The following is a 20,343-nucleotide window of genomic DNA, read 5'->3' on the forward strand; positions in this document are numbered from 1 at the left end:
GGTGGTCAGAGTCCAAGCTCGTCCAGAACCGGCAAGGCCGCGCGCACTGCGGCGCGGGCTTGGGCGGGGCCTTCGGCCTCCACCGCCAGGGCGGCCAGCGAGACGGCTTGTGCGTGGGTGACGGTCCGCAGGACGGCGGCCACCGGGGCCAACGCCCGGGCGGTCATCGACAGGGAAGCAACCCCCAGGCCCACCAGGACGACGGCGAGGGCAGGATCGGCGGCGGCCTCCCCGCAGACGCCCACCGGCCGGAGCGGGGCGGAGGAATCCCCCGCGGCTTCGGCCCCGGCGACGGTGAGCCGGATGAGTTCCAGGACCGCCGGCTGCCAGGGATCGTTCAAGGCGGCCAGGGGAGCGAGCTGGCGGTCGGCGGCCAGGGTGTACTGGGTGAGGTCGTTGGTCCCGATCGAGGCGAAGGCGACCGGACGCAGCACCGAGGCGGCACGTACCGCCGCGGAGGGAACCTCGACCATGACCCCGGGGTCCGGCAGCCCGGCCACGGCGCAGAGGGCAGCGAAGTCGGTGGCCTCCTGGGCTGTGGAGATCATCGGGGCCATGACCTTCACCTGCGCCTGATGGGCCGCGGCCGCGGCGGCGATCGCCGCCAACTGCCGGGCCAATACCCCCGGGGTGCCGGCACTGGTGCGGAACCCCCGCACGCCCAGCGCCGGATTCGGCTCGGTGGCATCGGTGAGGAAGGGCAGTGGCTTATCGGCTCCGGCGTCCAGGGTCCTGACCACGACCTTCCGCCCGGGGAATTCGACGAAGACGGCCCCGTAGGCGGCGACCTGCTCGTCGTGCCCGGGTTCGGCATCACGTCCCAGGAAGCAGAATTCGGTGCGTAGCAACCCCACGCCCTCGGCCCCGGCGGCCGCCGCGGCGACGGCATCGGACCCGCCGCCGACATTGGCGAGCAGGGGCACCGGATGCCCATCCGCCGTCGTGCCGTGACCGTTGAAGACCTCCAAAGGGCCCCGGGCCGCGAAGGCCAGGGCCGCGGCCTGCTCCTCCGTCCCGGGGCAGGTGCAGACGGTCCCGGCGGCACCATCGACATAGATGTCGGTGCCCTCGACGATGGACTCCGCGCCGACCGCGGCGACGATCGCGGGCAGGCCCAGGGCCCGGGCGAGGATGGCGGTATGGGACTGGGGCCCGCCCTCGCTGGTGACCAGGGCGGTGACTTGTGCCGGATCCAGGGTGGCCGTGTCGGCGGGAGCCAGATCCCGGGCGAGCAGGATGAACGGGCTCCCGGAGTCGGGGATCCCCGGGGCGGGGACGCCACGCAGCTCGGCAATGAGGCGCGAACGGACGTCGAGCACGTCGGCGGCCCGTTCTGCCATGTAGCCGCCCAACGACGTCAGCATCGCCGCCACCGTTTCCGCCGCCTCCCAGATCGCCGGTTCGAGCCCGCGTCCGGCGGCCAGTGCCTTTCCTGCGGTTTTGTGGAGCATCGAGTCGGTGGCCATCAATGCGGTCGCCGAGAGGACCTCGGCGCCGGCACCATGGGCCTGCCCGGCCCGGGCGCGCAGCCCCGCGGCGACGGCCCGACCGGCCTCCGTCAACCGGGCCGTGGCCTCCTCGACGTATCCGGGGGAGGCCAGTTCCTGGGCTCCGGGGTCCTGCGGGGCGTCGATGGGATCGGCCATGCGGCGGACCTGACCGATGATGCGGCCGGGGCTGACGCCGATTCCGTGGATGGTGCTCATCTGTCTGTCCTTACTGTGTCGAGGGGGGGTCAGGGTGTCCGGGGTCATCCCTGGACGGTGACCGGAAGGGCCTGGTCCTCGGAGGCGGGCTGCTTCTTCACTGCGTAGCGCTTCAGGGCCAGGACGGCGAGGGCGGAGATAACCATGCCCACGATGATCGAGACGATGAACATGGCCACGTTGCCGATGGCGAAGAAGACGAACATGCCTCCGTGCGGGGCCTGGCTGGTGACGTGGAATCCCATGATCATGGCTCCGGTGACCCCGGCGCCGAGCATGCTGGCGGGGATGACGCGCAGCGGGTCCGCCGCGGCGAAGGGGATGGCGCCTTCGGAGATGAACGCCGCACCAAGCAGCCAGGCTGCCTTCCCGTTTTCCTGTTCCGCGGCGGAGAAGCGCTTCTTGTCCAGGGCGGTGGCCAGGGCCAGGGCCAGCGGGGGCACCATGCCGGCGGCCATGACCGCCGCCATGATCTCCCAGGGGGCCTGATTGGCCATCGACCCGGCCCCGAGACCGGCGACCGCGAAGGAATAGGCCACCTTGTTGATCGGGCCACCGAGGTCCACGGCCATCATGAGCCCCAGGATGAGGCCGACCAGGGCCGCGGCCGAGCCGGAGAGCGCCGAAAGCCAGCTGTTCAGGCCGTTGCTCAGGGCCGCGATCGGGCCGCCGAGGAAGAGGAACATGGCCCCGGAGGCGAGGATCGAACCGATCAGCGGGATGATCACCACCGGCATCAACCCGCGCAGCAGCTTGGGGACGCGCCAGTTGCCGATCCAGCGGGCCAGGACACCGGCGAGCAGCCCGCCGATGATGCCGCCCAGGAAGCCGGCCCCCATGAACCCGGCGACGGCGCCGGCGGTGAAGCCGGGAGCCAGGCCGGGGCGGTCGGCCAGCGCATAGGCGATGTATCCGGCGAGGACTGGGACCAGGAACCCCATGGAGAGGTTCCCGATCTTGAAGGCGACGGCGGCAAGGTAGATGTGCAGCCCGCCATCGGGCAGGTTGAACAAGTTGTTCTCCACCGATACCTGGTCGGCGACATCGGAGATCTCGTAGCCGCCGAGCAGGAAGCCCAACGCGATGAGCAGCCCCCCGCCGGCGACGAAGGGGATCATGTAGCTGACCCCGGTCAACAGCGAGCGCTTCAGTGCGGCACCGACCCGTTCCCGGCCTTCCGGGGCGGAATCGGTATCCGCGGTTCCCGCGCCGGTGGGCACGCGGCGGGCCTGCGGGTTGTCCGCGGCGGCCAGGGCATCGGCGACGAGCTTGGCCGGCTCGTCCACGCCCCGCTTCACGGGGACCTGGATGACGGGCAGCCCGGCGAAACGCTCCTTGTTCTTCACGTCGACGTCGACCGCGAAGATCACCGCATCCGCGGCCGCGATGACTGCCGGGTCCAAGGGGGTCGACCCGGAGGAGCCCTGGGTTTCTACCTGGAGGTCGACCCCGGCGTCGGCCGCCGCGGCGACGAGCGAATCCGCGGCCATGTAGGTGTGGGCGATCCCCGTGGGGCAGGCAGTCACCGCGACCAAGGTGCGGCGGGTGGAAGGCCCGGTCGCCGGTTCCGGGGCGGCGGTGGCTTCCACGGGAGCCTGCGCGGCGGGGGCGGGGGAGATGGCAGCGTCCACCAATGACACGATCTCGGCGGCGGCGCCCGCGGAGCGCAGTGCTGCGGTGAAATCCTTCTTGACCAGCGAACGGGCCAGTTTGGAGAGCAGCTTCAGGTGTTCCTGGTCGGCACCCTCGGGGGCGGCAATGAAGAACACCAGGTCGGCGGGCCCGTCCTTGGCCCCGAAGTCGACGGCCGGTGCCAGACGGGCCATCACCAGGGTGGCCCGGGTGACCGCCGTCGAGCGGCAGTGCGGAATGCCGATCCCTCCGGGGACACCGGTGGCCGTCTTGGATTCGCGGGCGATGCCATCGCCGGCCAGGGCCTCCGCACTGGTGGCACGACCTGCCTCGGTGACGACCGCGGCGAGTGCGCGGATGACCTCGGCGCTGGTGGTGCCGAGGTCCCGGTCCAGCAGGACCAGATCGGCGGTGATGAGCTCGGACATGGTTATTCCTTAGCGGTCTGGGGTGCGGCGGACCGGGGGCCGCCGATCGGGGAGGGGGGCAGTTCCGTGATGGTGACGGAATCCGGGCTGGTCTGTTCCGGGGTGGGGATCAGCGAGCCGGGCAGCGAGGTGGCTGCCGCCCCGTAGGCCACGGCCCAGCGCAGGCAGTCGGTGGCTGCTGCGCCGCGGTCGTGGGCGATGAGGTAGCCGGCGAGGGACGAGTCCCCGGCGCCGACGGTACTGCGGGCCTTCACCGGCGGATGTGTGGCCCACCAGGAGCCTGAGCCGGTGACGAGGACCGCTCCCCGGGCGCCCAGGGTGGCCAGGACCGCCCCGGTGCCCCGCTCGACCAGTCGCTGCGCCGCCGCGGCAGCCGACTCCGGGCACGCCTCCAGTTCCGCCGCGCTGTGGCTCCCGGCCAGGCTAGCCAGTTCCTCGGCATTGGGTTTGATCAGATCGGGAAGCGGGCCGGCTCCTGCATACAATTCGGTCAGCGGGGCCTCGGAGGTGTCGACGGCGATCAGCGGGCAGTTCCCTCCGAGGGAGTCGTGCAGGTGGTTGATGATTCCCGCGTAGTAGCCGGTCGGCAGGCCCGGGGGCAGCGAGCCGGCCAGGACGACCCAGGACGATCCGTTGGCGGCCCGGACCAGTGCCTCGGTGATGACTGCCTGGTGGGCGGCGTCGATGGTGGGGCCCGGCTCGTTGACTTTCGTGGTGGTGCCGTCGGGTTCGGTGACCGTGACGTTGCTGCGCAGTGGTTGCCCGATCGGCAGGGCCCGATGAGGCAGATGGTCGATGCCGAGGCCGATCACCACGGGATCCGTGGCGTCCCCGGGCAGCACGGCCAGTGTCGGGACCCCCGCGGCGACCAGCCCCCGGGTGACGTTGACCCCTTTTCCTGCGGCCTGGGCGTCGGCGCGGAGGGCACGCTGCACGGCGCCCCGGACCAGGGTGGCCCCCAGGTCGATGGTGCGGTCCATGCTGGGATTGGCGGTGAAGGTGGTGATCATGCGAGCGTCACCTCCACGTCGGCCCGGTCCAGCGCCGCCGCCAGTTCGGGGCCCGGCGCCGTGTCGGTGACCAGGGTGTCGATCTGCTCCAGGGCGGCGAAGCGGATGAGGGTCTGTTCCCCGAGCTTGCTGGAGTCGGCCAGTACGACGACGCGGCGCGCGCAGGCGACGATCGCCGATTTCACCGCGGCCTCCAACGGATCGGGGGTGCTCAGCCCGAAATCGGCGTCGACGCCGTTGGCGCCGATGAAGGCGATATCCGGGCGCAGGGCACGGAACTGGTCGATGGTCGAGGCCCCGGTCGCTGCGCTGGTCAGGGCGCGGACGCGACCGCCGATGACCTCGAGTTGGAAGGAACCGCTGGCGGCGACCCGGTAGGCGACCGGGACGGAATGCGTGAGCACCAACAGGTCCGCGGCCCGGGAAGCGCCCAGGCTGGAGGCCATCTGCTGGGCGAACAGTTCCGTCGTCGTTCCGGCATCGAGCACCACCGAGGTGGCTCCGGCCGGCAGCAGGTCAACGGCCGAAGCGGCGATACGGGACTTCTGTTCGTGGTTCAACGAGGTCCTGACGCTGAGGCTTTCCTCCACGGTGCTGGTGGTCCGCCCGGCGACTGCTCCGCCGTGGACGCGGCGCAGGACCCCCTCCTGCTCCAGCTGGGCCAGATCCCGGCGGACGGTTTCGCGGGTGATATCCAGTTGCCGCGCCAACTCGGCGACGGTGACCCGACCTTGGTCGGCGACGCGGTCGCCGATCAAACGGTGCCGTTCCTCGGCAAACATGGCGTTGTCCCTTCGGTGGTCTCCATCACAATGAATCTGTGTTTCGTTGACTTTAGATGGTCCTTGAAGTGCAAGTCAACAGAAAAACAGAAATACACACATAAACGGGCTTATGTGGGGAAGGGTCCCGTCTGCCCACATGGTGTCCTTCAACGATGGCTTGCCCCGGCGCCCGCGCTGCGGTTTGCTAGGGGGATGGCCTCTTTGATCGAAGACTACGCACTTCTTTCCGACCAGCGCACCGGTGCGCTGGTGTCCGAATCCGGCAGTGTCGACTGGCTCTGTTTCCCCCGCTTCGATTCCGATGCGGCATTCACCGCCCTGCTGGGCGATTCCGAGCACGGTCGCTGGCTGCTGGCCCCCGCCGGCGCGGCCGACGACTGCGAGTCGGACCACCCTGCCCGACGCTCCGAGCGGATCAAGGCGGCCCGGGCCGCAGGGGTCGAGGACGCCGAGTCGGCCGGCGGCCCGGCCGATGACGGACGCCCCGTCGTCGTCCAGCGCACCTACATCGACTCCACCTTCGTGCTCAGGACCCTCTGGAAGACCTCCGAAGGCCAGGTGCTGGTCACCGATCTGATGCCGGTCGGCGCTCGGAGGGCATCGATCGTACGCCGGGTCGAAGGACTCGTGGGCAGCGTGACCATGCACCAGGAGATCAGCTTCCGTTTCGGCTACGGGTCGGTGATCCCCTGGGTCCGCCGCCATGAAGACGCCTCCACCGGGGTGAGCTCGATCGTCGCGATGGCCGGGCCCGACGCCATGGTGCTCCACGGCGACCGGCTGCCCCACGGGGAGGGCCACCGCCACCTCGGGGACTTCATCGTCTCGGCCGGCGAAGCCGTCGATTTCGAGCTGAGCTGGTTCCCCTCGCACCGCAAGGTCCCCTCACGCATCGATCCCGGGTCGAGCATCCAGGAGACCATCTCCTACTGGCAGCGCTGGTCCCGGGACATTCCTGCCCAGGAGTCCTACCACGAGGTCGTCAAGCGCTCGCTGCTGGTGCTGCGGGCGCTGACCCACGAAACCACCGGCGGGATCGTCGCCGCGCCGACGACCTCGCTTCCGGAGGACTTCGGCGGGGAACGGAACTGGGACTACCGCTTCTGCTGGCTGCGTGACGCCGCCCTGACGCTCGAGGCGATGATGACCCACGGCTACGAGAAGGAGGCGCTCAACTGGCGCGACTGGCTCCTGCGCGCCGTGGCCGGGGACCCCGAGGACCTGCAGATCATGTATGGGTTGGCCGGGGAGCGGCGGCTGCCCGAACGCGACCTGGACCACCTGCCCGGGTACGAGGGCTCGCTGCCGGTGCGCGTGGGGAACGGAGCCGTGGACCAGTACCAGGGTGATGTCGTCGGCGAGGTGCTCGTGGCGCTGGAGAAGCTGCGGAACATCGGGGGCGTGGAGGACCACTTCTCCTGGCCCCTGCAGAAGACCCTGCTCGGGTACGTGGAACGGCACTTCGACCATAAGGACCACGGCATCTGGGAGATGCGCGGGGACCTGCAGTATTTCACCCACTCGCGGGTGATGATGTGGGCCGCGTTCGACCGTGGCGTGCGGGCGGTGCGTGAACACGGGCTCGACGGCGACGACGCCTCCTGGGCACAGCTGCGCGACCGCCTCCACGCGGAGATCATGGAGCACGGCTTCAACACCGGGGAGAACTGCTTCACCCAGACCTACGGTGACACCGAGGTCGACGCCTCGCTGCTGGTGCTGCCCCAGGTCGGGTTCATCGATTACGACGATCCGAAGATGCTCGGAACGGTGGAACGCCTCGAACGCGATCTGATGGACGAGTCGGGATTGCTCCTGCGGTACAGGACCTCCGCGGGACATGACGGCCTGGCCGGTGACGAGCATCCCTTCATGGCCTGCTCGTTCTGGCTGGTGGAGCAGTATGCCCGCACGGGGCGCATCGACGATGCCAGGTCCCTGATGGACCAGCTCGTGGGGTATTCCAACGGACTGGGGCTGCTGGCCGAGGAATACGACACCGTCAGCGGGCGGATGGCCGGGAACTTCCCGCAGGCCTTCTCGCATCTGACCCTCATTCGTGCGGCGGATGCGATCAACGGATACTCCCTGCGCAACCGCTGACCCGCCGCCGGGGGAGTGACGAACTGGTTACTCATGGGTAACATGAGGGCATGCACATGATCTTCCGCCTCCTGCTCATGCTCCTGCAGGCCCGACGCCGGCCGAAACTCGACCTTTTCGACGTCGATTCGATGCCGATGCGTGCCCTGCTCACCGACATCGACGTGGCCGGGCACATCAACAACGGCATGTACTTCTCGATCTTCGACCTGGGACGGTTCGATCTGATGGTCCGCGCCGGGGCGTGGGACACGATGAAGCGCCGCCGTTGGACCCCGGTGGTCCAGGCGGAGACCATCACGTTCAGGAAGTCGGTGGTCTTCAACCAGAAGTTCAGCGTGGAAACACGGATCGCCGGCATGGACGAACGCAGCATCTACTTCGAGCAGCGGATCGTCTCCGGCGGCGAGATCTATGTCAGCGCACTGATCTGCACCCGCCTGTTGGGGCGCCAGGGGCCGCTGACCAATGAGGAGATCCTCACGGCTTTCGGTGCCGAAGTCCCCGAGGACCTGCAGCTGCCCGAGTGGGCGACGCAGTGGCGCGAATCGACGGCGCTTCCCGGGGCGCGCAAACCGGCCCCGCACACGTGGGGGCGGCGGGTCCGCAGCTAGACGGGTCCCGCAGCGTGGACAGGCCCGCCGGGTCGGTGCAAAAATCGGGACATGACCGATGCTCCGGCCACGGGCCCCGCCGCGCGCGTGCTGCGCGACTTTGCCGCCGATGATGCGGCATTCGTCGCGACGCTGGCCGGCGATCCCCGGGTGACCCGCTATGTCGGCAACGGAGAGCCCTGGAGCCCCGGATACACCGGCCGGCGCGTCCGCGACGCCCTCGGTGGCCTCCCGGGCGGGGACCCGGGCGCCGTGCGATGGTTCATCGGCCTCGAAGACGGCCATCGCGTGGGTCTGTTCGTCTCCTCGCGCCGTGGTCCCGCCGTGGAAATCGGGTACTGGGTCCACCCCGGGTCCTGGGGGCGGGGGATCGCCGGCTGGATGCTCGGTGCCGCCCTGGAGCCGATCCGTTCGGTCTTCGGCGGGCGGGCCCTGCTGGGACGGGTCCTTCCGGGGAACGAGGCCTCGATCCGGGTGCTGGAATCCCACGGTTTCCGGCCCGAGCCCGCCGAGGGGGCCGAACTTCGCTTCGTCCGCCCGGCCGCCGCGTCCGGCCCCTAGGCCCCGATACGCCTAGGCCTCGAGGGCGAAGTCCGCGAGTTGTTCGCGGATGCCATCGAAGTGGCGATGCATCAATCGTGCGGCGGCGTCCTTGTCCTTGGACTGGACCGCCCCGAGGATGTCGCGGTGGATCTGGGCCGTCTCGGGCAGGGTGGTCCCGGAGGTGTTGCCCCCGAGGCCGTCGATGGCTTCGTGGATGGTGCGGTAGACCTGCCAGAAGACTCCCAGCAGGTTGGTCAGCAACTCGTTCTCCAGGCGGGAGAACAGGAGCCGGTGGAACTCCTGGTCGACCTCGACGAAGGTCCGCCCGTCGGCGGCCAGGACCTCCATCCGGGCGACCAGGGCCTCGAGCTCGTCCAGATGGGCGTCATCGAGGGAGTCGATCGCGGAACCGATCAGGCCGGACTCCAGGGCCTGCCTGACTTCGACGAGTTCATGGGCCTCATGACCCTTATGGCGCAAGGACATCCGTCCGCGGAACGTCAGGCTGTCGGCCAGGGCGACCAGGTTGTTGGCGGCGACGAAGGTGCCGAAGCCGTGGCGGATCTCCACCACCCCGAGGGCCTGCAGGACCTTGATGGCCTCGCGCAGGGTGTTGCGGCCCACGCCGAGCTCCGCAGTCAGGACGGCCTCGGTGGGTAGTGCGTCACCGGCCCTGAGTCCGCGATCGATGATGAGGTCCATGAGATCCGTGGTCAGGGCGCGCAGGCGTTCCTGGGCGCCGAGTCGGATATGACGTGCGGGAGCGCTCAAGGCGGGCTTCCTTCCTCGGGGGAGGGGCCGGGGTGATCGGTCCCTTGACGGATGACTCTTTCGAATGTGGGCAACACCACTTGACCATCATCTGTGATGACGCTTACAGTCTACATGAATACGTCGGACATCCTACGTCCGACTTCTCATCGTACAGAAGAGGTAAACCGTGCCCCTCAACAACCTGGTGGCCAAAGAAGGCAGCCGACGCAACTTCCTCAAGGTCTCCGGACTGATGGGGGCCGCCGCAGCATTCTCGGCCGGTATCGCGGCGTGCAGCAGCACCGATTCGGCAGGGGCCGGCGCAGCGTCCGGGGCGGCCGGCACGGGGACGATCGAGGCCGGCATCTCCTATGCCTTGTCGACGGGATTCGACCCGATGACCTCCTCGGGGGCCACCCCGTTCGCCGCGAACATGCACATCTTCGAAGGGTTGGTCGATCTGCACCCGGCCACCCGTGAGCCCTACCTGGCGCTGGCCGCCGCGGAGCCGAAGGAAGTGGATGAGACCACGTGGGAGGTCAAGCTCCGCTCCGACTCGACGTTCCACAACGGCGATGACGTCACCGTGGACGACGTCGTCTACTCCTTCGAGCGCGTGATCGATCCCAAGAACGCCTCGTTGTTCGCCCAATTCGTGCCATTCATCAAATCGGTCAAGGCCAAGGGCGAGGACACGGTGGTCTTCAAGCTCAAGTACGCCTTCCCGCTGTTCGCCACCCGCATCTCCGTGGTCAAGATCGTTCCGGAGAAGGTGGCCTCCAAGGACCAGGCAGGCTTCGACGCCAAGCCGATCGGCTCGGGCCCGTACCAGCTAGTCTCGGCCACCAAGGACGACAAGATCGTCTTCAAGAAGTTCGAGGACTACAACGGCGACTACCCCGCCGGCGCCGCGGACATGACCTGGTACCTGCTCTCCGACGCCGCCGCCCGGGTCACGGCCGCTGAATCCGGTCGCGTTGCCGCCATCGAGGACGTCCCCTACCTGGATATGGACCGGTTGGATTCGAAGATCAACGTCGAATCGGTCCAGTCCTTCGGTCTGTTGTTCCTGATGTTCAACTGCACCAAGGCCCCCTTCGACAAGAAGGAGGTCCGCCAGGCGCTGCACTATGGCATGGACACCGAGTCGATCATCAAGACCGCGCTGCTGGGCAACGCCAAACCGGCCACCTCCTACGTCCAGGACACCCACCCGCAGTACGTGGAGGCCGATACGGTCTACACCTACGACCAGTCCAAGGCCGAGTCGCTGCTCAAGGAAGCCGGCGTCACCTCGCTGGAGTTCGAGCTGCTGACCACCGACACCTCCTGGGTCAAGGACGTCGCCCCGCTGATCCTGGAATCCTGGAACAAGATCCCCGGCGTCAAGGTCACCCTACGGAGCCTGCAGTCCGGGGCCCTGTACGACGAGAACGTCGACTCCGGCAAGTTCTCGGTCGTGGCGGCCCCCGGTGACCCCTCGGTCTTCGGCAACGACATGGACCTGCTGCTGAGCTGGTTCTATCGCGGCGATGTGTGGCCCAAGAACCGCTTCCGCTGGAACAAGACCGCCGAGTACAAGACGGTCCAGAAGAAGCTCGACGAGGCCGCGACGGCCCAGGACGAATCGACGGCGAACGAGGCCTGGAGCGAGATCATCAACATCCTCGCCGAGGAGGCACCGCTCTACCCGATCTTCCACCGCCAGCTGCCCACCGCCTGGGACGAGGACAAGCTGGAGGGGTTCAAGCCGCTGCCCACCACCGGTGTGTCCTTCATGGGAGTCACCCCCACGGCCTAGCGCCGACCCGGTACGGGGTGGCGCCGGACCTCCGTCCGCGCCACCCCGTACCGGACTTCTTCGAGCACATCCTTCCCCGACACATGGGAGTTCAACCGTGGGGACCCTCCTGCGACTCTTGCTACGCCGCCTTGCCGCGCTTCCGCTCATGATCCTGGGCGTCACGTTCCTGGTGTTCGTGATCCTCAAACTCTCCCCCGGGGACGAGGCCACCCAGGCCCTCGGTGAGGGCGCCAGCAGCGAAGCCAAGGAAGCCTACCGCGCCGAACGCGGTCTGAACCTGTCACTGCCCGTGCAGTACATCGCCTTCCTGGGCCGCTTGCTGACGCTGGACTTCGGGGTCACCACCCCTCCATCGCGCCCGGTGGCCGGCATGATCGCCCAGGCCTTCCCGCTGACCTTGCAACTCACCGCCTTCGGCGTGCTGATCGCCGTGGTGATCTCCCTGGTCTTCGGCGTGCTCGGTGCGCTCTACCGGGACCGGCTGCCCGACCAGCTGATCCGCGTCTTCTCCATCGCCGCGGTGGCCACGCCGTCGTTCTGGCTGGGCATCCTGCTCATCCAGTGGCTGGCCCTGGGCAAGAACCCGCTCTTCCCCTCCGGCGGCATGGCGGGACCGGGAGAGGGGCTGGGCGGCTGGCTGGCGCATATGACCCTTCCTGCCTTCGCCCTGGCGATCCCCGTGTCGGCCTCACTGATCCGCGTGGTGCGGACCTCCATGGTGGAGGAACTGGACAAGGACTACGTCCGCACGGCCATCGGCAACGGCGTACCGCGCAACGAGGTGATCAGCCGCAACGTCCTGCGCAATGCGCTGGTCACCCCGGTCACCGTGCTGGGCCTGCGGATCGGCTATCTGCTCGGCGGCGCCGTCGTGATCGAAATGATCTTCTCCCTGCCGGGCATGGGTCAGCTGATCCTCAACGGCATCACCGCCCACGACACCAATCTGGTCCAGGGGGTGGTGCTGGCCATCGCCGTGACGTTCGTGCTGGTCAACATCCTGGTGGACCTCGTATACCTCTTGATCAACCCCCGCATTAGGACGGTGTAACCGATGGCTCCCTTGGCACCACGCAATGCCCTGGTGGCGCGCCTGAGTTCCGGCGCCACCCGCTTCACCTCACTGACCACCGGTTCGAAGATCGCGCTGGGCTTCCTGGTGGTCATCATCCTGGCCGCGGTCTTCGCCCCGGTCCTCGCCCCGCACGACCCGCTGCTCTCCGGGATGCCTGCGCAGAAGCCCAGTGCCGAGAACCTCTTCGGCACCGACCGGCTCGGTCGCGACATCTTCTCCCGCTTGCTTTACGGCGCCCGTTCCTCGCTGGTCATCGGCCTGGGCTCGGTGGCGTTGGCCCTGCTGGCCGGCGGGCTGCTGGGTTCGCTGGCGGCCACGAGCAGCAAGGCCACCAACGAAGTCATCATGCGCATCATGGACATGCTCATGGCCTTCCCCGGCATCGCGCTGGCCGCCGCACTGCTGGCCTCCCTGGGGAACTCCATTCCGGTGATCATCATCGCGATCGCGATCATCTACACCCCGCAGATCGCCCGGGTGGTCCGCGCCAACGTGCTCTCCCAGTGGGACGAGGACTACTCCCGCGCGGAACGCGTCATCGGTGCCGGTCGCTTCCACATCCTGATCAAGCACATCATGCGCAATACCGCGGCCCCGGTCCTGGTCTTCGCCACGGTCATGGTGGCCGACGCGATCATCCTCGAGGCCTCGCTGTCCTTCCTCGGTGCCGGCGTCCAGGACCCCGACCCGTCCTGGGGCAACGTGATCTCCTACGGGCGCACCCTCGTGCTCAACGGCGCCTGGTGGGCCACCACCTTCGCCGGCCTGGTCATCCTGCTGACCGTCCTGGCGTTGAACATCCTCGCCGAAGGGATGACCGACGCCCTGGTGAACCCGAAGCTGCGTGGCAAGTCCAAGGGCTCCGATACCGCCAGTGTCGAGGTCGAAGCCGCCGGTGACTCCACCGTCCGCCGTGTCACGGAGGAACTGACCGTCCCCGACGCCGAGGATGACGGTTCCGACGTGCATGACCTCGAGGCCGGCAGCAGCCGTCCGGGGGACCTCTCGGCAGCCGTCGGCGCCGGAAGCTCCCCCCGTGGGGATGCCGAGGCCGACCGCCGACGCCTGGCCCGGGAACTGGACCGGCTGGCGTCGGTGGAATCCGCCCGCACCGACCGGCTGCAGCTGGCCGGCGGCGGGACCGATGCCGGCACGGTGCTCGAGGTCAGCAACCTCTCGATCCGCTTCCCGGAACGCTATGGCCGGACCCGCATCGTGGACAACGTCTCCTTCACCGTCCACGAGGGCGAAACCATGGGCCTGGTCGGGGAATCGGGTTGCGGCAAGTCCATCACCTCGTTGGCGATCATGGGCCTGCTGCCGGACAACGCCCGGATCACCGGATCCATCCGCTTCGGCGACCGCGAGCTGCTGCCGGACGACGGAAGGGGTGGAACCCTGGCCGGGGATGCCACGGTCTACAAGGGGCTGCGCGGTTCACAGATCGCCATGGTCTACCAGGACGCGTTGTCCTCGCTGAACCCCGCCATGCTCATCAAGGACCAGCTCGGACAGCTCACCCGCCGCGGCGGCCGGAAGACCCCCGCGGAATTGCTGGAACTGGTCAAGCTGGATCCCTCGCGCACGCTGAAGTCCTATCCGCACGAGCTCTCCGGAGGCCAGCGCCAACGGGTGCTCATCGCCATGGCACTGTCCCGTTCGCCCAAGCTCGTGGTCTGCGACGAGCCGACGACGGCGCTGGACGTGACCGTGCAGAAACAGGTCGTCGATCTGCTCAACGAACTCCGTGAACAGTTGGGGTTCGCCATGGTGTTCGTCAGCCACGACCTGGCCTTGGTGGCCTCGTTGGCCCACCGGGTCACGGTCATGTATGCCGGCCAGGTGGTCGAATCGGGCCCGGTCAACGCGCTGTTGACGAACCCGACGCACGAATACACCCGGGGCCTGCTCGGGGCCGTGCTGTCCATCGAATCGGGGGCCGAACGACTCCACCAGATCCCCGGGACCGTGCCGTCCCCGAACGACTTCGGCGAGGGGGACCGGTTCGCCGACCGCTCCACGCTGCCGGGGGCCGATTCGTCCCGTCAACTGGTCCTGACACCGGTCGGCGGCAACGAGAGCCACCTCTGGGCCAGCCCGCAGGACAGGGCGCCGGACCCGGCCGCAGGAACCATCACGAAGGGAGTACGGCCATGAGCCAGACGGCATCGGAACAGCAGGCCACCCCGGTCATCGAACTGAAGGACCTGCACGTCCATCACCGGGCCCGTTCCGGCAAGGCGTTCAAACCCTTGATCGTCAAGGCGGTGAACGGCGTGGACTTCACCATCGGCCGCGGTGAGACCGTGGGCATCGTCGGGGAATCCGGCTGCGGGAAGTCGACACTGGCCAACGTCCTGGTGGGGTTGCAGCCGCCGACCTCCGGGGAGGTGCTTTTCCGTGGGAAGCCGGCACTGAAACGCAACGCCGCCCTGCGCAAGGAATTCGGGCGCAGCGTCTCGGTCGTCTTCCAGGACCCCTCCACGGCACTGAATGCGCGCATGCAGGTCCGCGACATCCTGATGGACCCGCTGACCGTGCATGGGATCGGGAGCCTGGCCAGCCGCGGCCGGAAGGCCGCCGAGCTGCTCGAACTGGTGGGCCTGCCGGCCTCCGCCGGGGCCGCCGTGCCGAACCAACTCTCCGGCGGACAGCGACAGCGGGTGGCCATTGCCCGGGCACTGGCCCTGGACCCGGATGTCATCGTGGCCGACGAGCCGACCTCGGCCCTGGACGTCTCGGTGCGGGCCCAGGTGCTGAACCTGCTCTCGGACCTGAAGACCGAACTGAACCTGGGCATGGTGTTCATCTCCCATGACATCCAAACCGTCCGCTACGTCTCCGACCGGATCTGTGTCATGAATGCCGGGGAGATCGTCGAGCAGGGGCCCGCGGCCCGGGTCTTCGACGCCCCGACGAATGACTACACCCGCAAACTGCTCGGCGCGGCCCCCTCGCTGCTCCACGCAGGCTAGCCGGGCCCGTTCCCGCCAGCCGAGACCGGCGGCCGGTTCCGGCCGCCACCGATAAATTTCCCTCCAGTATCAAGCAGAACAGGAAACGCATTCCGTGACCGCAACATCGTCAGCACCCACCCGCACCTACTCCGGGGTCATCCCGCCGGTCGTCACCCCGCGCACCCAGGACGGGGCGATCGACACGGCCTCCCTGGAACGGGTCGTGGACCACCTGATCGACGGCGGGGTCTCCGGTCTGTTCGTCCTGGGCTCCTCCGGGGAGGTCCCGTACCTGACCAATGACGAGCGTGAGCTGGTCATGACCACCATTTCCGCCCGCAACAACGGACGGGTTCCACTGCTGGCCGGTGCCAGCGAACAGACCACCAACCGTGTCATCAACGAAGGCCTGCGCATGATCGAACTCGGGGCCGACGCCCTGGTCGTCACGACGCCGTTCTACGCGTTGTCCAACGCCGCCGAGATCGAAGACCACTTCCGTGCGGTGAAGAAGGCGACCGGGGTGGATCTCTTCGCCTACGACGTGCCGGTGCGCACCCACGCCAAGCTACCCCTGGACGTGGCGATCCGCCTGGCCGAGGACGGGGTCATCGTCGGGGTGAAGGATTCCTCCGGTGACGACGTGGCCTGCCGCCGCCTGCTGCTGGCCACCGCCCATATCGAAGGGTTCTGTGTCTTCACCGGACACGAGGTGGTGGTCGACGGGGCATTGCTCGGCGGCGCCCACGGCGTCGTGCCCGGACTGGGCAACGTTGATCCGGCCGGATACCGGCGGATGTTCGATGCCGCCACGGCCGGGGACTGGTCGGCGGTCCGCGCCGAGCAGGACCGTCTGGCGAACCTGTTTGAGATCGCCTTCACCCCCGACTCCACCCGTGTCTCGGGCGGGGCCTCCGGACTGGGCTCCTTCAAGACCGCGCTGGTCCTGCTCGGGATCATCGAATCCAACACCATGAGCGTGCCCATGGCTTCGTTGAACGACGACGAAAGCCAGGCCATCGCCGCAATCCTGCGCCGGGCCGGATTGCTCTGATCCGCAGCCGGCGGATATCCGCCGGTTCATGCACAGGCCGGAGGACCCGCCGGGTTCCCGTCCGCATCCCCAGCGTGGAAGAATGCGGACGGGACCGGCAGGCCCCGCAGTCGTCGCCCCGAAGCACCTCCGCACAGAAGGACCGCAGCATGTCGCCCGAAGATTTCCTCTCCACCGTCCACGGGCGCCTGATCGTCTCCGCCCAGGCCTATCCCGGCGAACCGCTGCGCAACCCCCAGGCCATGGCACAGATGGCGGCCTCGGCGGTCGCCGGCGGGGCCGCGGCCGTGAGGGTCCAGGGCCTGGCCGACATCCAATTCACCCGGTCCGCCGTCGAGGTCCCGGTCATCGGCTTGTGGAAGGACGGGACCACAGGGGTCTTCATCACCCCCACGGCCCACCACGCCCTGGCGGTGGCCTCCGCCGGAGCCCACGTCGTGGCCCTCGACGGGACCCGCCGCCCCCGCCCCGACGGACTGACATTGGCACAGACCATCGCCCGGGTGCATGCGGAGACCCCGGCCCTGGTCATGGCCGACTGCGGGTCCTTGGACGATGCCCGAGCCGCCGTCGAGGCGGGGGCCGACCTCATCGGCACCACCCTGGCCGGCTATACGGACGAACGCCCGAAGACCGACGGACCCGACCTGCAGCTGCTGGCCGCGATCGCCGACGCAGGACTCGGGGCGCCGTTGGTGGCCGAGGGGCGCATCCACACCCCGGCGCAGGCCCGGGCGGCACTCGACACGGGGGCCCACGCCGTCGTGGTGGGAACGGCCATCACCCATCCGACCAGCATCACCGGCTGGTTCGACGCCGCCCTTCCCCCAAACGGACCCCGATCATGAGCCCCACCGCAGCAGAAGGAGACCACATGGCCAGCAGCCTCAAGCATCCGAACGCACGCATCCTCATCGGGGAGGACGCCGAGGAAACCGGCCGTCTGGCCGCCCAGGTGCTTCTGGATGTGGTCACCACCGACCCGGCGGCAGTGATCGGCCTGGCCACGGGGTCCTCCCCCTTGCCGCTCTATTCCGCCCTGGCGGCCTCCGGCGCCGATTTCTCGGCGGTCTCGGGGTTCGCCCTCGACGAGTATCTCGGGTTGCCCGAGGGGCATCCGCAGTCCTATGCGGAAGTGGTGCGCACCGAGGTCACCGAACCATTGGGACTGGATCCGGCGCTGGTGCACACTCCGGATCCGCAGGGCGAGGACCACGCGGCCCGCGCGGCGGCCTACGACGCGGCCATCGCGGCGGCCGGAGGGATCGACGTGCAGATCCTGGGCATTGGATCAAATGGACATATCGGATTCAACGAGCCCGGGTCCGCCTTCGACTCGCGGACCCGTGTGGTGCCGCTGGCCGAGAGGACCCGGCAGGATAATGCCCGCTTCTTCGGATCGTTGGCGGAAGTCCCGGACCAATGCGTCACCCAGGGGATCGGCACGATCTTCGAGGCCCGGCACCTGCTGCTGATCGCCCACGGCGCGCATAAGGCCGACGCCGTCCGACTGGCCCTGGAAGGACCGGTGGGCGAGCAGTTCCCGGCCTCGGTGATCCAGCGCCATCCCCAGGTCACCGTGGTACTGGATCGGGAAGCCGCGGCCCGACTGGGGCAGCGGGCAAGCGACTAGACGCGGACGGCCCGTCCGGCCTGGGGGCCGGACGGGGTCCTCCTAGCGGCCCAGGTGCCGGCGTGCCCGCAGGAGCAGGACGGCGGGGATCGCTAAGAGCAACAGCGGGAGCAACAGCAACAGGCCCTTCGGTGAGGTGACGATCGAGTCGGCGGAAACCGCGTTGGTGGATCCACGCAACTCCTCGGTCCCGCCGGCCAGTTCGGTCGAGCCGGAGAACAGTTCCGCGGTGCCGTCGGAGAGCTTCGTGTTGCCGTCGGCCAATTCGCCGGCCCCGTCATCGACCTTGCCGATGCCGGCCTGCAGGGTCTTCGACCCGGTATCGAGCTTGCCCAGGCCATCGCCGAGCTGGCCGGTGCCGGCCACCAGACGTTCGGCCCCGGCGTCGAGCTTGCCGGCCCCTGCGGCGAGCTTGCCGTTGCCCACGGCCAGTTCCCCGGCCCCATCACGGATCTTCACCGACCCTGCGGCGGCCTCCTCGGCACCGCTCACCAGATCGGGGGTCTTGCGGGCCAACTCGCTGGTCCCCTTATGGAGCTTGATGGAACCGGCGCCGAGTGCCTGGTTGCCCTCGGCGAGCTCCGAGGCCCCGGCCGCGACCCGGACGGACCCGGCGGAGAGCTTGTCGGCCCCCTTGGCGAGTTCCCCGGCGCCGGTAGCCAGTGCGGCATTGCCGGTGTCCAGTTTTTTGGCGCCCTTGTTGAGCTTGCCGGCACCGGTGGCCAGGGCGGCGTTGCCCTTGGCCAGCTTGGCGGCCCCCTGGTTGAGCTTGCCGGCACCGGTGGCCAAGGCGGCATTGCCCTTGGCCAATTCGGCGGCACCGTCGTTCAGCCGGTTGGCGCCGTTGTCGATCTCGCTCAGACCCGCATACAGGCGGGCCGTCCCGTCCTTGAGCTCATCGGTTCCTGCGGCGAGTTCGCCATTGCCGGCAGCGATTTTCTGGGCCCCGTCATTGAGTTCCTTCAGCTGCGCCTTCAGCAGCCCCAGCGGGACCGCGCCCTGCGGTCCGTTGGCGGCATCGAGAAGTTTCTGCGTCCCGGCAGCCAGTTCGGCCGAACCATCGGCCAACTCGTGGGCGCCGGGGGCGGCCTCGGCCGTGCCTTCCTTCAACTGGGCGCTGCCGGCGAGGGCTTCCCCGGTGCCGGCGGTGAGCTTCTTGGCCCCTGCCGAGAGTTCATTGGCTCCGGTCGAGGCCTTCTGGGCGCCGGTGTTCAGTTCCTTGGTGCCCGCGGAGAGTTCATTGGCGCCGGTCGAGGCCTTCTGGGCGCCGGTATGCAGCTCCTTGGTGCCCGCAGAGAGCTCGGTGGAACCGGCGGCGGCCTTCTTGGCGCCGGCCTTCAGCTCCTGGGCCCCGTCGCCGAGCTTCTGGCCCCCGTCGCCGAGCTTGGTGGCCCCGGCGTCGAGTTCGTCCGCGCCGGCGGCGGCCTTCTTGGTGCCGTCGACCAGCTTCACGGCGCCGTCGTCGAGCTTCTTGGCTGCGCGGTCGGCGCGGCCGGCACCGGCGGCGACCTTCTGGGATCCGACGGCCAGGCGTTTGCCGCCGTCGGAGAGCTTCGTGGCCCCCTGGGCGGCCGTTCCTGCCCCCGTGGCCAGTTCGCCGGTGCCCGAGTGCAGTTCCTTGGCCCCGTCGTCCAGCTCCCCGGCGCCGTTGGAGGCGGTGCTGATGCCCTTGGAGAGCTTTGCTGCGCCGTCGTCGAGCTCCCCGGTGCCGTCGTGGAGCTTGATGGCACCGCTGGCAGCACGGGTGGCCCCGTTGTTCAGTTCGCTGATGCCGGATTGGGCCTGGCCCATTCCGTTGTCCAGTTTGGAGGCCCCGGTGGCCACCTGGCTCGAATAGATGACGTAGAACGCCAGGACGGCCACCAGGAACAGGCCCAGCAGGACGGTGATGATGGTGTGCATCAGCGAATGCTGCTTGGCAGCGTGATGAGCATGCATGCGTCTCCTCGAAGAGGTCGGATCGGGCTGGCCGGCCCAGCACCGTTCGGCATGGTGCCGCTGCGTGCTGGCCGGATCCAGTAACCGGATGGATTGGTCCGCGATGCCTCACCGGGTGGAAGGCGATCGCGGTGGCCCGAGCGGTGGATTTACGCAGCGGACAAACGTCGTTGGTTGTGACCTGCCTTACATTGAACCTACTGTCCGGTAGCTTTTCAAGGGGTTCGTGGAAAAAATCTACGAATCAGTAACAAAGTGCTGCCGCGAGCTCGACGCCGTAGCCTTCCGCCTCGCCGGGGTGCGCCTAC

At 68.6% G+C, this 20,343-nt stretch carries 16 protein-coding genes; 10 read left to right on the plus strand and 6 right to left on the minus strand.

Going from position 1 to position 20,343, the window contains the following annotated elements; translation table 11 throughout:
* Positions 1 to 5: 5 nt before the first annotated feature.
* The 4 genes from ACT3S2_RS02320 to ACT3S2_RS02335 are packed head-to-tail and all read right to left on the minus strand — an operon-like array spanning position 6 to position 5,558.
* Positions 6 to 1,706 carry a putative PEP-binding protein gene (locus tag ACT3S2_RS02320; protein ID WP_444553814.1) on the minus strand — a complete coding sequence of 567 codons (1,701 nt, stop codon included), beginning with the start codon at positions 1,704 to 1,706 and terminating at the stop codon, positions 6 to 8.
* Between the two features lie 44 nt (positions 1,707 to 1,750).
* Positions 1,751 to 3,766, minus strand: a complete 2,016-nt coding sequence (locus ACT3S2_RS02325; RefSeq protein WP_444553813.1) for a PTS fructose transporter subunit IIABC — start codon at positions 3,764 to 3,766, stop codon at positions 1,751 to 1,753.
* Between the two features lie 2 nt (positions 3,767 to 3,768).
* Entirely contained in the window at positions 3,769 to 4,776 is a 1,008-nt protein-coding gene (locus ACT3S2_RS02330) for a 1-phosphofructokinase family hexose kinase (protein WP_444553812.1), read from the minus strand.
* Positions 4,773 to 5,558 carry a DeoR/GlpR family DNA-binding transcription regulator gene (locus ACT3S2_RS02335; RefSeq protein ID WP_444553811.1) on the minus strand — a complete coding sequence of 262 codons (786 nt, stop codon included), beginning with the start codon at positions 5,556 to 5,558 and terminating at the stop codon, positions 4,773 to 4,775. The genes ACT3S2_RS02330 and ACT3S2_RS02335 overlap by 4 nt, the downstream gene beginning before the upstream one ends.
* 195 nt (positions 5,559 to 5,753) lie before the next feature.
* On the opposite strand from ACT3S2_RS02335, the gene ACT3S2_RS02340 reads away from it, so the two are divergent.
* From ACT3S2_RS02340 to ACT3S2_RS02350, 3 genes are read left to right on the plus strand one after another with little or no spacing between them, the layout of a single operon-like run.
* Positions 5,754 to 7,664: a glycoside hydrolase family 15 protein gene (locus ACT3S2_RS02340; RefSeq protein ID WP_444553810.1), complete on the plus strand. Its 1,911-nt coding sequence runs from the start codon at positions 5,754 to 5,756 to the stop codon at positions 7,662 to 7,664.
* A 50-nt stretch (positions 7,665 to 7,714) separates the two neighbouring features.
* Positions 7,715 to 8,278: an acyl-CoA thioesterase gene (locus ACT3S2_RS02345; protein ID WP_444553809.1), complete on the plus strand. Its 564-nt coding sequence runs from the start codon at positions 7,715 to 7,717 to the stop codon at positions 8,276 to 8,278.
* A gap of 51 nt (positions 8,279 to 8,329) precedes the next feature.
* The gene (locus ACT3S2_RS02350; protein ID WP_444553808.1) at positions 8,330 to 8,839 is read left to right on the plus strand and encodes a GNAT family N-acetyltransferase; all 510 of its coding nucleotides are present in this window, start codon (positions 8,330 to 8,332) and stop codon (positions 8,837 to 8,839) included.
* 12 nt (positions 8,840 to 8,851) lie between these two features.
* On the opposite strand, the gene ACT3S2_RS02355 is transcribed toward ACT3S2_RS02350, so the two are convergent.
* The gene (locus ACT3S2_RS02355; protein WP_444553807.1) at positions 8,852 to 9,592 is read right to left on the minus strand and encodes a FadR/GntR family transcriptional regulator; all 741 of its coding nucleotides are present in this window, start codon (positions 9,590 to 9,592) and stop codon (positions 8,852 to 8,854) included.
* A 235-nt stretch (positions 9,593 to 9,827) separates the two neighbouring features.
* Between ACT3S2_RS02355 and ACT3S2_RS02360 the strand changes: the two genes are divergently transcribed.
* The 7 genes from ACT3S2_RS02360 to ACT3S2_RS02390 all read left to right on the plus strand — a co-directional run bounded on the left by ACT3S2_RS02360 (position 9,828) and on the right by ACT3S2_RS02390 (position 18,097).
* On the plus strand, positions 9,828 to 11,375 hold the full coding sequence (locus tag ACT3S2_RS02360) for an ABC transporter substrate-binding protein (RefSeq protein WP_444553918.1): 1,548 nt from the start codon (positions 9,828 to 9,830) through the stop codon (positions 11,373 to 11,375).
* A gap of 97 nt (positions 11,376 to 11,472) precedes the next feature.
* The gene (locus ACT3S2_RS02365; protein ID WP_444553806.1) at positions 11,473 to 12,429 is read left to right on the plus strand and encodes an ABC transporter permease; all 957 of its coding nucleotides are present in this window, start codon (positions 11,473 to 11,475) and stop codon (positions 12,427 to 12,429) included.
* 3 nt (positions 12,430 to 12,432) lie between these two features.
* Positions 12,433 to 14,610 carry a dipeptide/oligopeptide/nickel ABC transporter permease/ATP-binding protein gene (locus ACT3S2_RS02370; RefSeq protein WP_444553805.1) on the plus strand — a complete coding sequence of 726 codons (2,178 nt, stop codon included), beginning with the start codon at positions 12,433 to 12,435 and terminating at the stop codon, positions 14,608 to 14,610.
* A complete protein-coding gene (locus tag ACT3S2_RS02375) occupies positions 14,607 to 15,428 on the plus strand; it encodes an ABC transporter ATP-binding protein (RefSeq protein ID WP_444553804.1) in 822 nt (273 codons plus the stop codon). Before ACT3S2_RS02370 ends, ACT3S2_RS02375 begins: the two co-directional genes overlap by 4 nt.
* Before the next feature lie 94 nt (positions 15,429 to 15,522).
* Complete coding sequence (locus tag ACT3S2_RS02380; RefSeq protein ID WP_444553803.1) at positions 15,523 to 16,464, plus strand: dihydrodipicolinate synthase family protein; 942 nt, start codon at positions 15,523 to 15,525, stop codon at positions 16,462 to 16,464.
* 149 nt (positions 16,465 to 16,613) lie between these two features.
* Positions 16,614 to 17,312, plus strand: coding sequence for an N-acetylmannosamine-6-phosphate 2-epimerase (locus ACT3S2_RS02385; RefSeq protein ID WP_444553802.1), 699 nt, complete (start codon positions 16,614 to 16,616; stop codon positions 17,310 to 17,312).
* Positions 17,313 to 17,338: 26 nt separating this feature from the next.
* Positions 17,339 to 18,097: a glucosamine-6-phosphate deaminase gene (locus tag ACT3S2_RS02390; RefSeq protein WP_444553801.1), complete on the plus strand. Its 759-nt coding sequence runs from the start codon at positions 17,339 to 17,341 to the stop codon at positions 18,095 to 18,097.
* A 42-nt stretch (positions 18,098 to 18,139) separates the two neighbouring features.
* On the opposite strand, the gene ACT3S2_RS02395 is transcribed toward ACT3S2_RS02390, so the two are convergent.
* A complete protein-coding gene (locus tag ACT3S2_RS02395) occupies positions 18,140 to 20,035 on the minus strand; it encodes a hypothetical protein (protein WP_444553800.1) in 1,896 nt (631 codons plus the stop codon).
* Positions 20,036 to 20,343 lie beyond the last annotated feature (308 nt).

Origin of the sequence: Arthrobacter sp. AOP36-A1-22 (assembly GCF_052377615.1) — a bacterium.
GTDB lineage: Bacteria > Actinomycetota > Actinomycetes > Actinomycetales > Micrococcaceae > Arthrobacter_H.

Coding starts and splice junctions, on each gene's coding strand:
- ACT3S2_RS02320 (WP_444553814.1), bottom strand. CDS start 1,706: ATGAGCACCATCCACGGAATCGGCGTCAGCCCCGGCCGCATCATCGGT.
- ACT3S2_RS02325 (WP_444553813.1), bottom strand. CDS start 3,766: ATGTCCGAGCTCATCACCGCCGATCTGGTCCTGCTGGACCGGGACCTC.
- ACT3S2_RS02330 (WP_444553812.1), bottom strand. CDS start 4,776: ATGATCACCACCTTCACCGCCAATCCCAGCATGGACCGCACCATCGAC.
- ACT3S2_RS02335 (WP_444553811.1), bottom strand. CDS start 5,558: ATGTTTGCCGAGGAACGGCACCGTTTGATCGGCGACCGCGTCGCCGAC.
- ACT3S2_RS02340 (WP_444553810.1), top strand. CDS start 5,754: ATGGCCTCTTTGATCGAAGACTACGCACTTCTTTCCGACCAGCGCACC.
- ACT3S2_RS02345 (WP_444553809.1), top strand. CDS start 7,715: ATGCACATGATCTTCCGCCTCCTGCTCATGCTCCTGCAGGCCCGACGC.
- ACT3S2_RS02350 (WP_444553808.1), top strand. CDS start 8,330: ATGACCGATGCTCCGGCCACGGGCCCCGCCGCGCGCGTGCTGCGCGAC.
- ACT3S2_RS02360 (WP_444553918.1), top strand. CDS start 9,828: ATGGGGGCCGCCGCAGCATTCTCGGCCGGTATCGCGGCGTGCAGCAGC.
- ACT3S2_RS02370 (WP_444553805.1), top strand. CDS start 12,433: ATGGCTCCCTTGGCACCACGCAATGCCCTGGTGGCGCGCCTGAGTTCC.
- ACT3S2_RS02375 (WP_444553804.1), top strand. CDS start 14,607: ATGAGCCAGACGGCATCGGAACAGCAGGCCACCCCGGTCATCGAACTG.
- ACT3S2_RS02385 (WP_444553802.1), top strand. CDS start 16,614: ATGTCGCCCGAAGATTTCCTCTCCACCGTCCACGGGCGCCTGATCGTC.
- ACT3S2_RS02390 (WP_444553801.1), top strand. CDS start 17,339: ATGGCCAGCAGCCTCAAGCATCCGAACGCACGCATCCTCATCGGGGAG.
- ACT3S2_RS02395 (WP_444553800.1), bottom strand. CDS start 20,035: ATGCATGCTCATCACGCTGCCAAGCAGCATTCGCTGATGCACACCATC.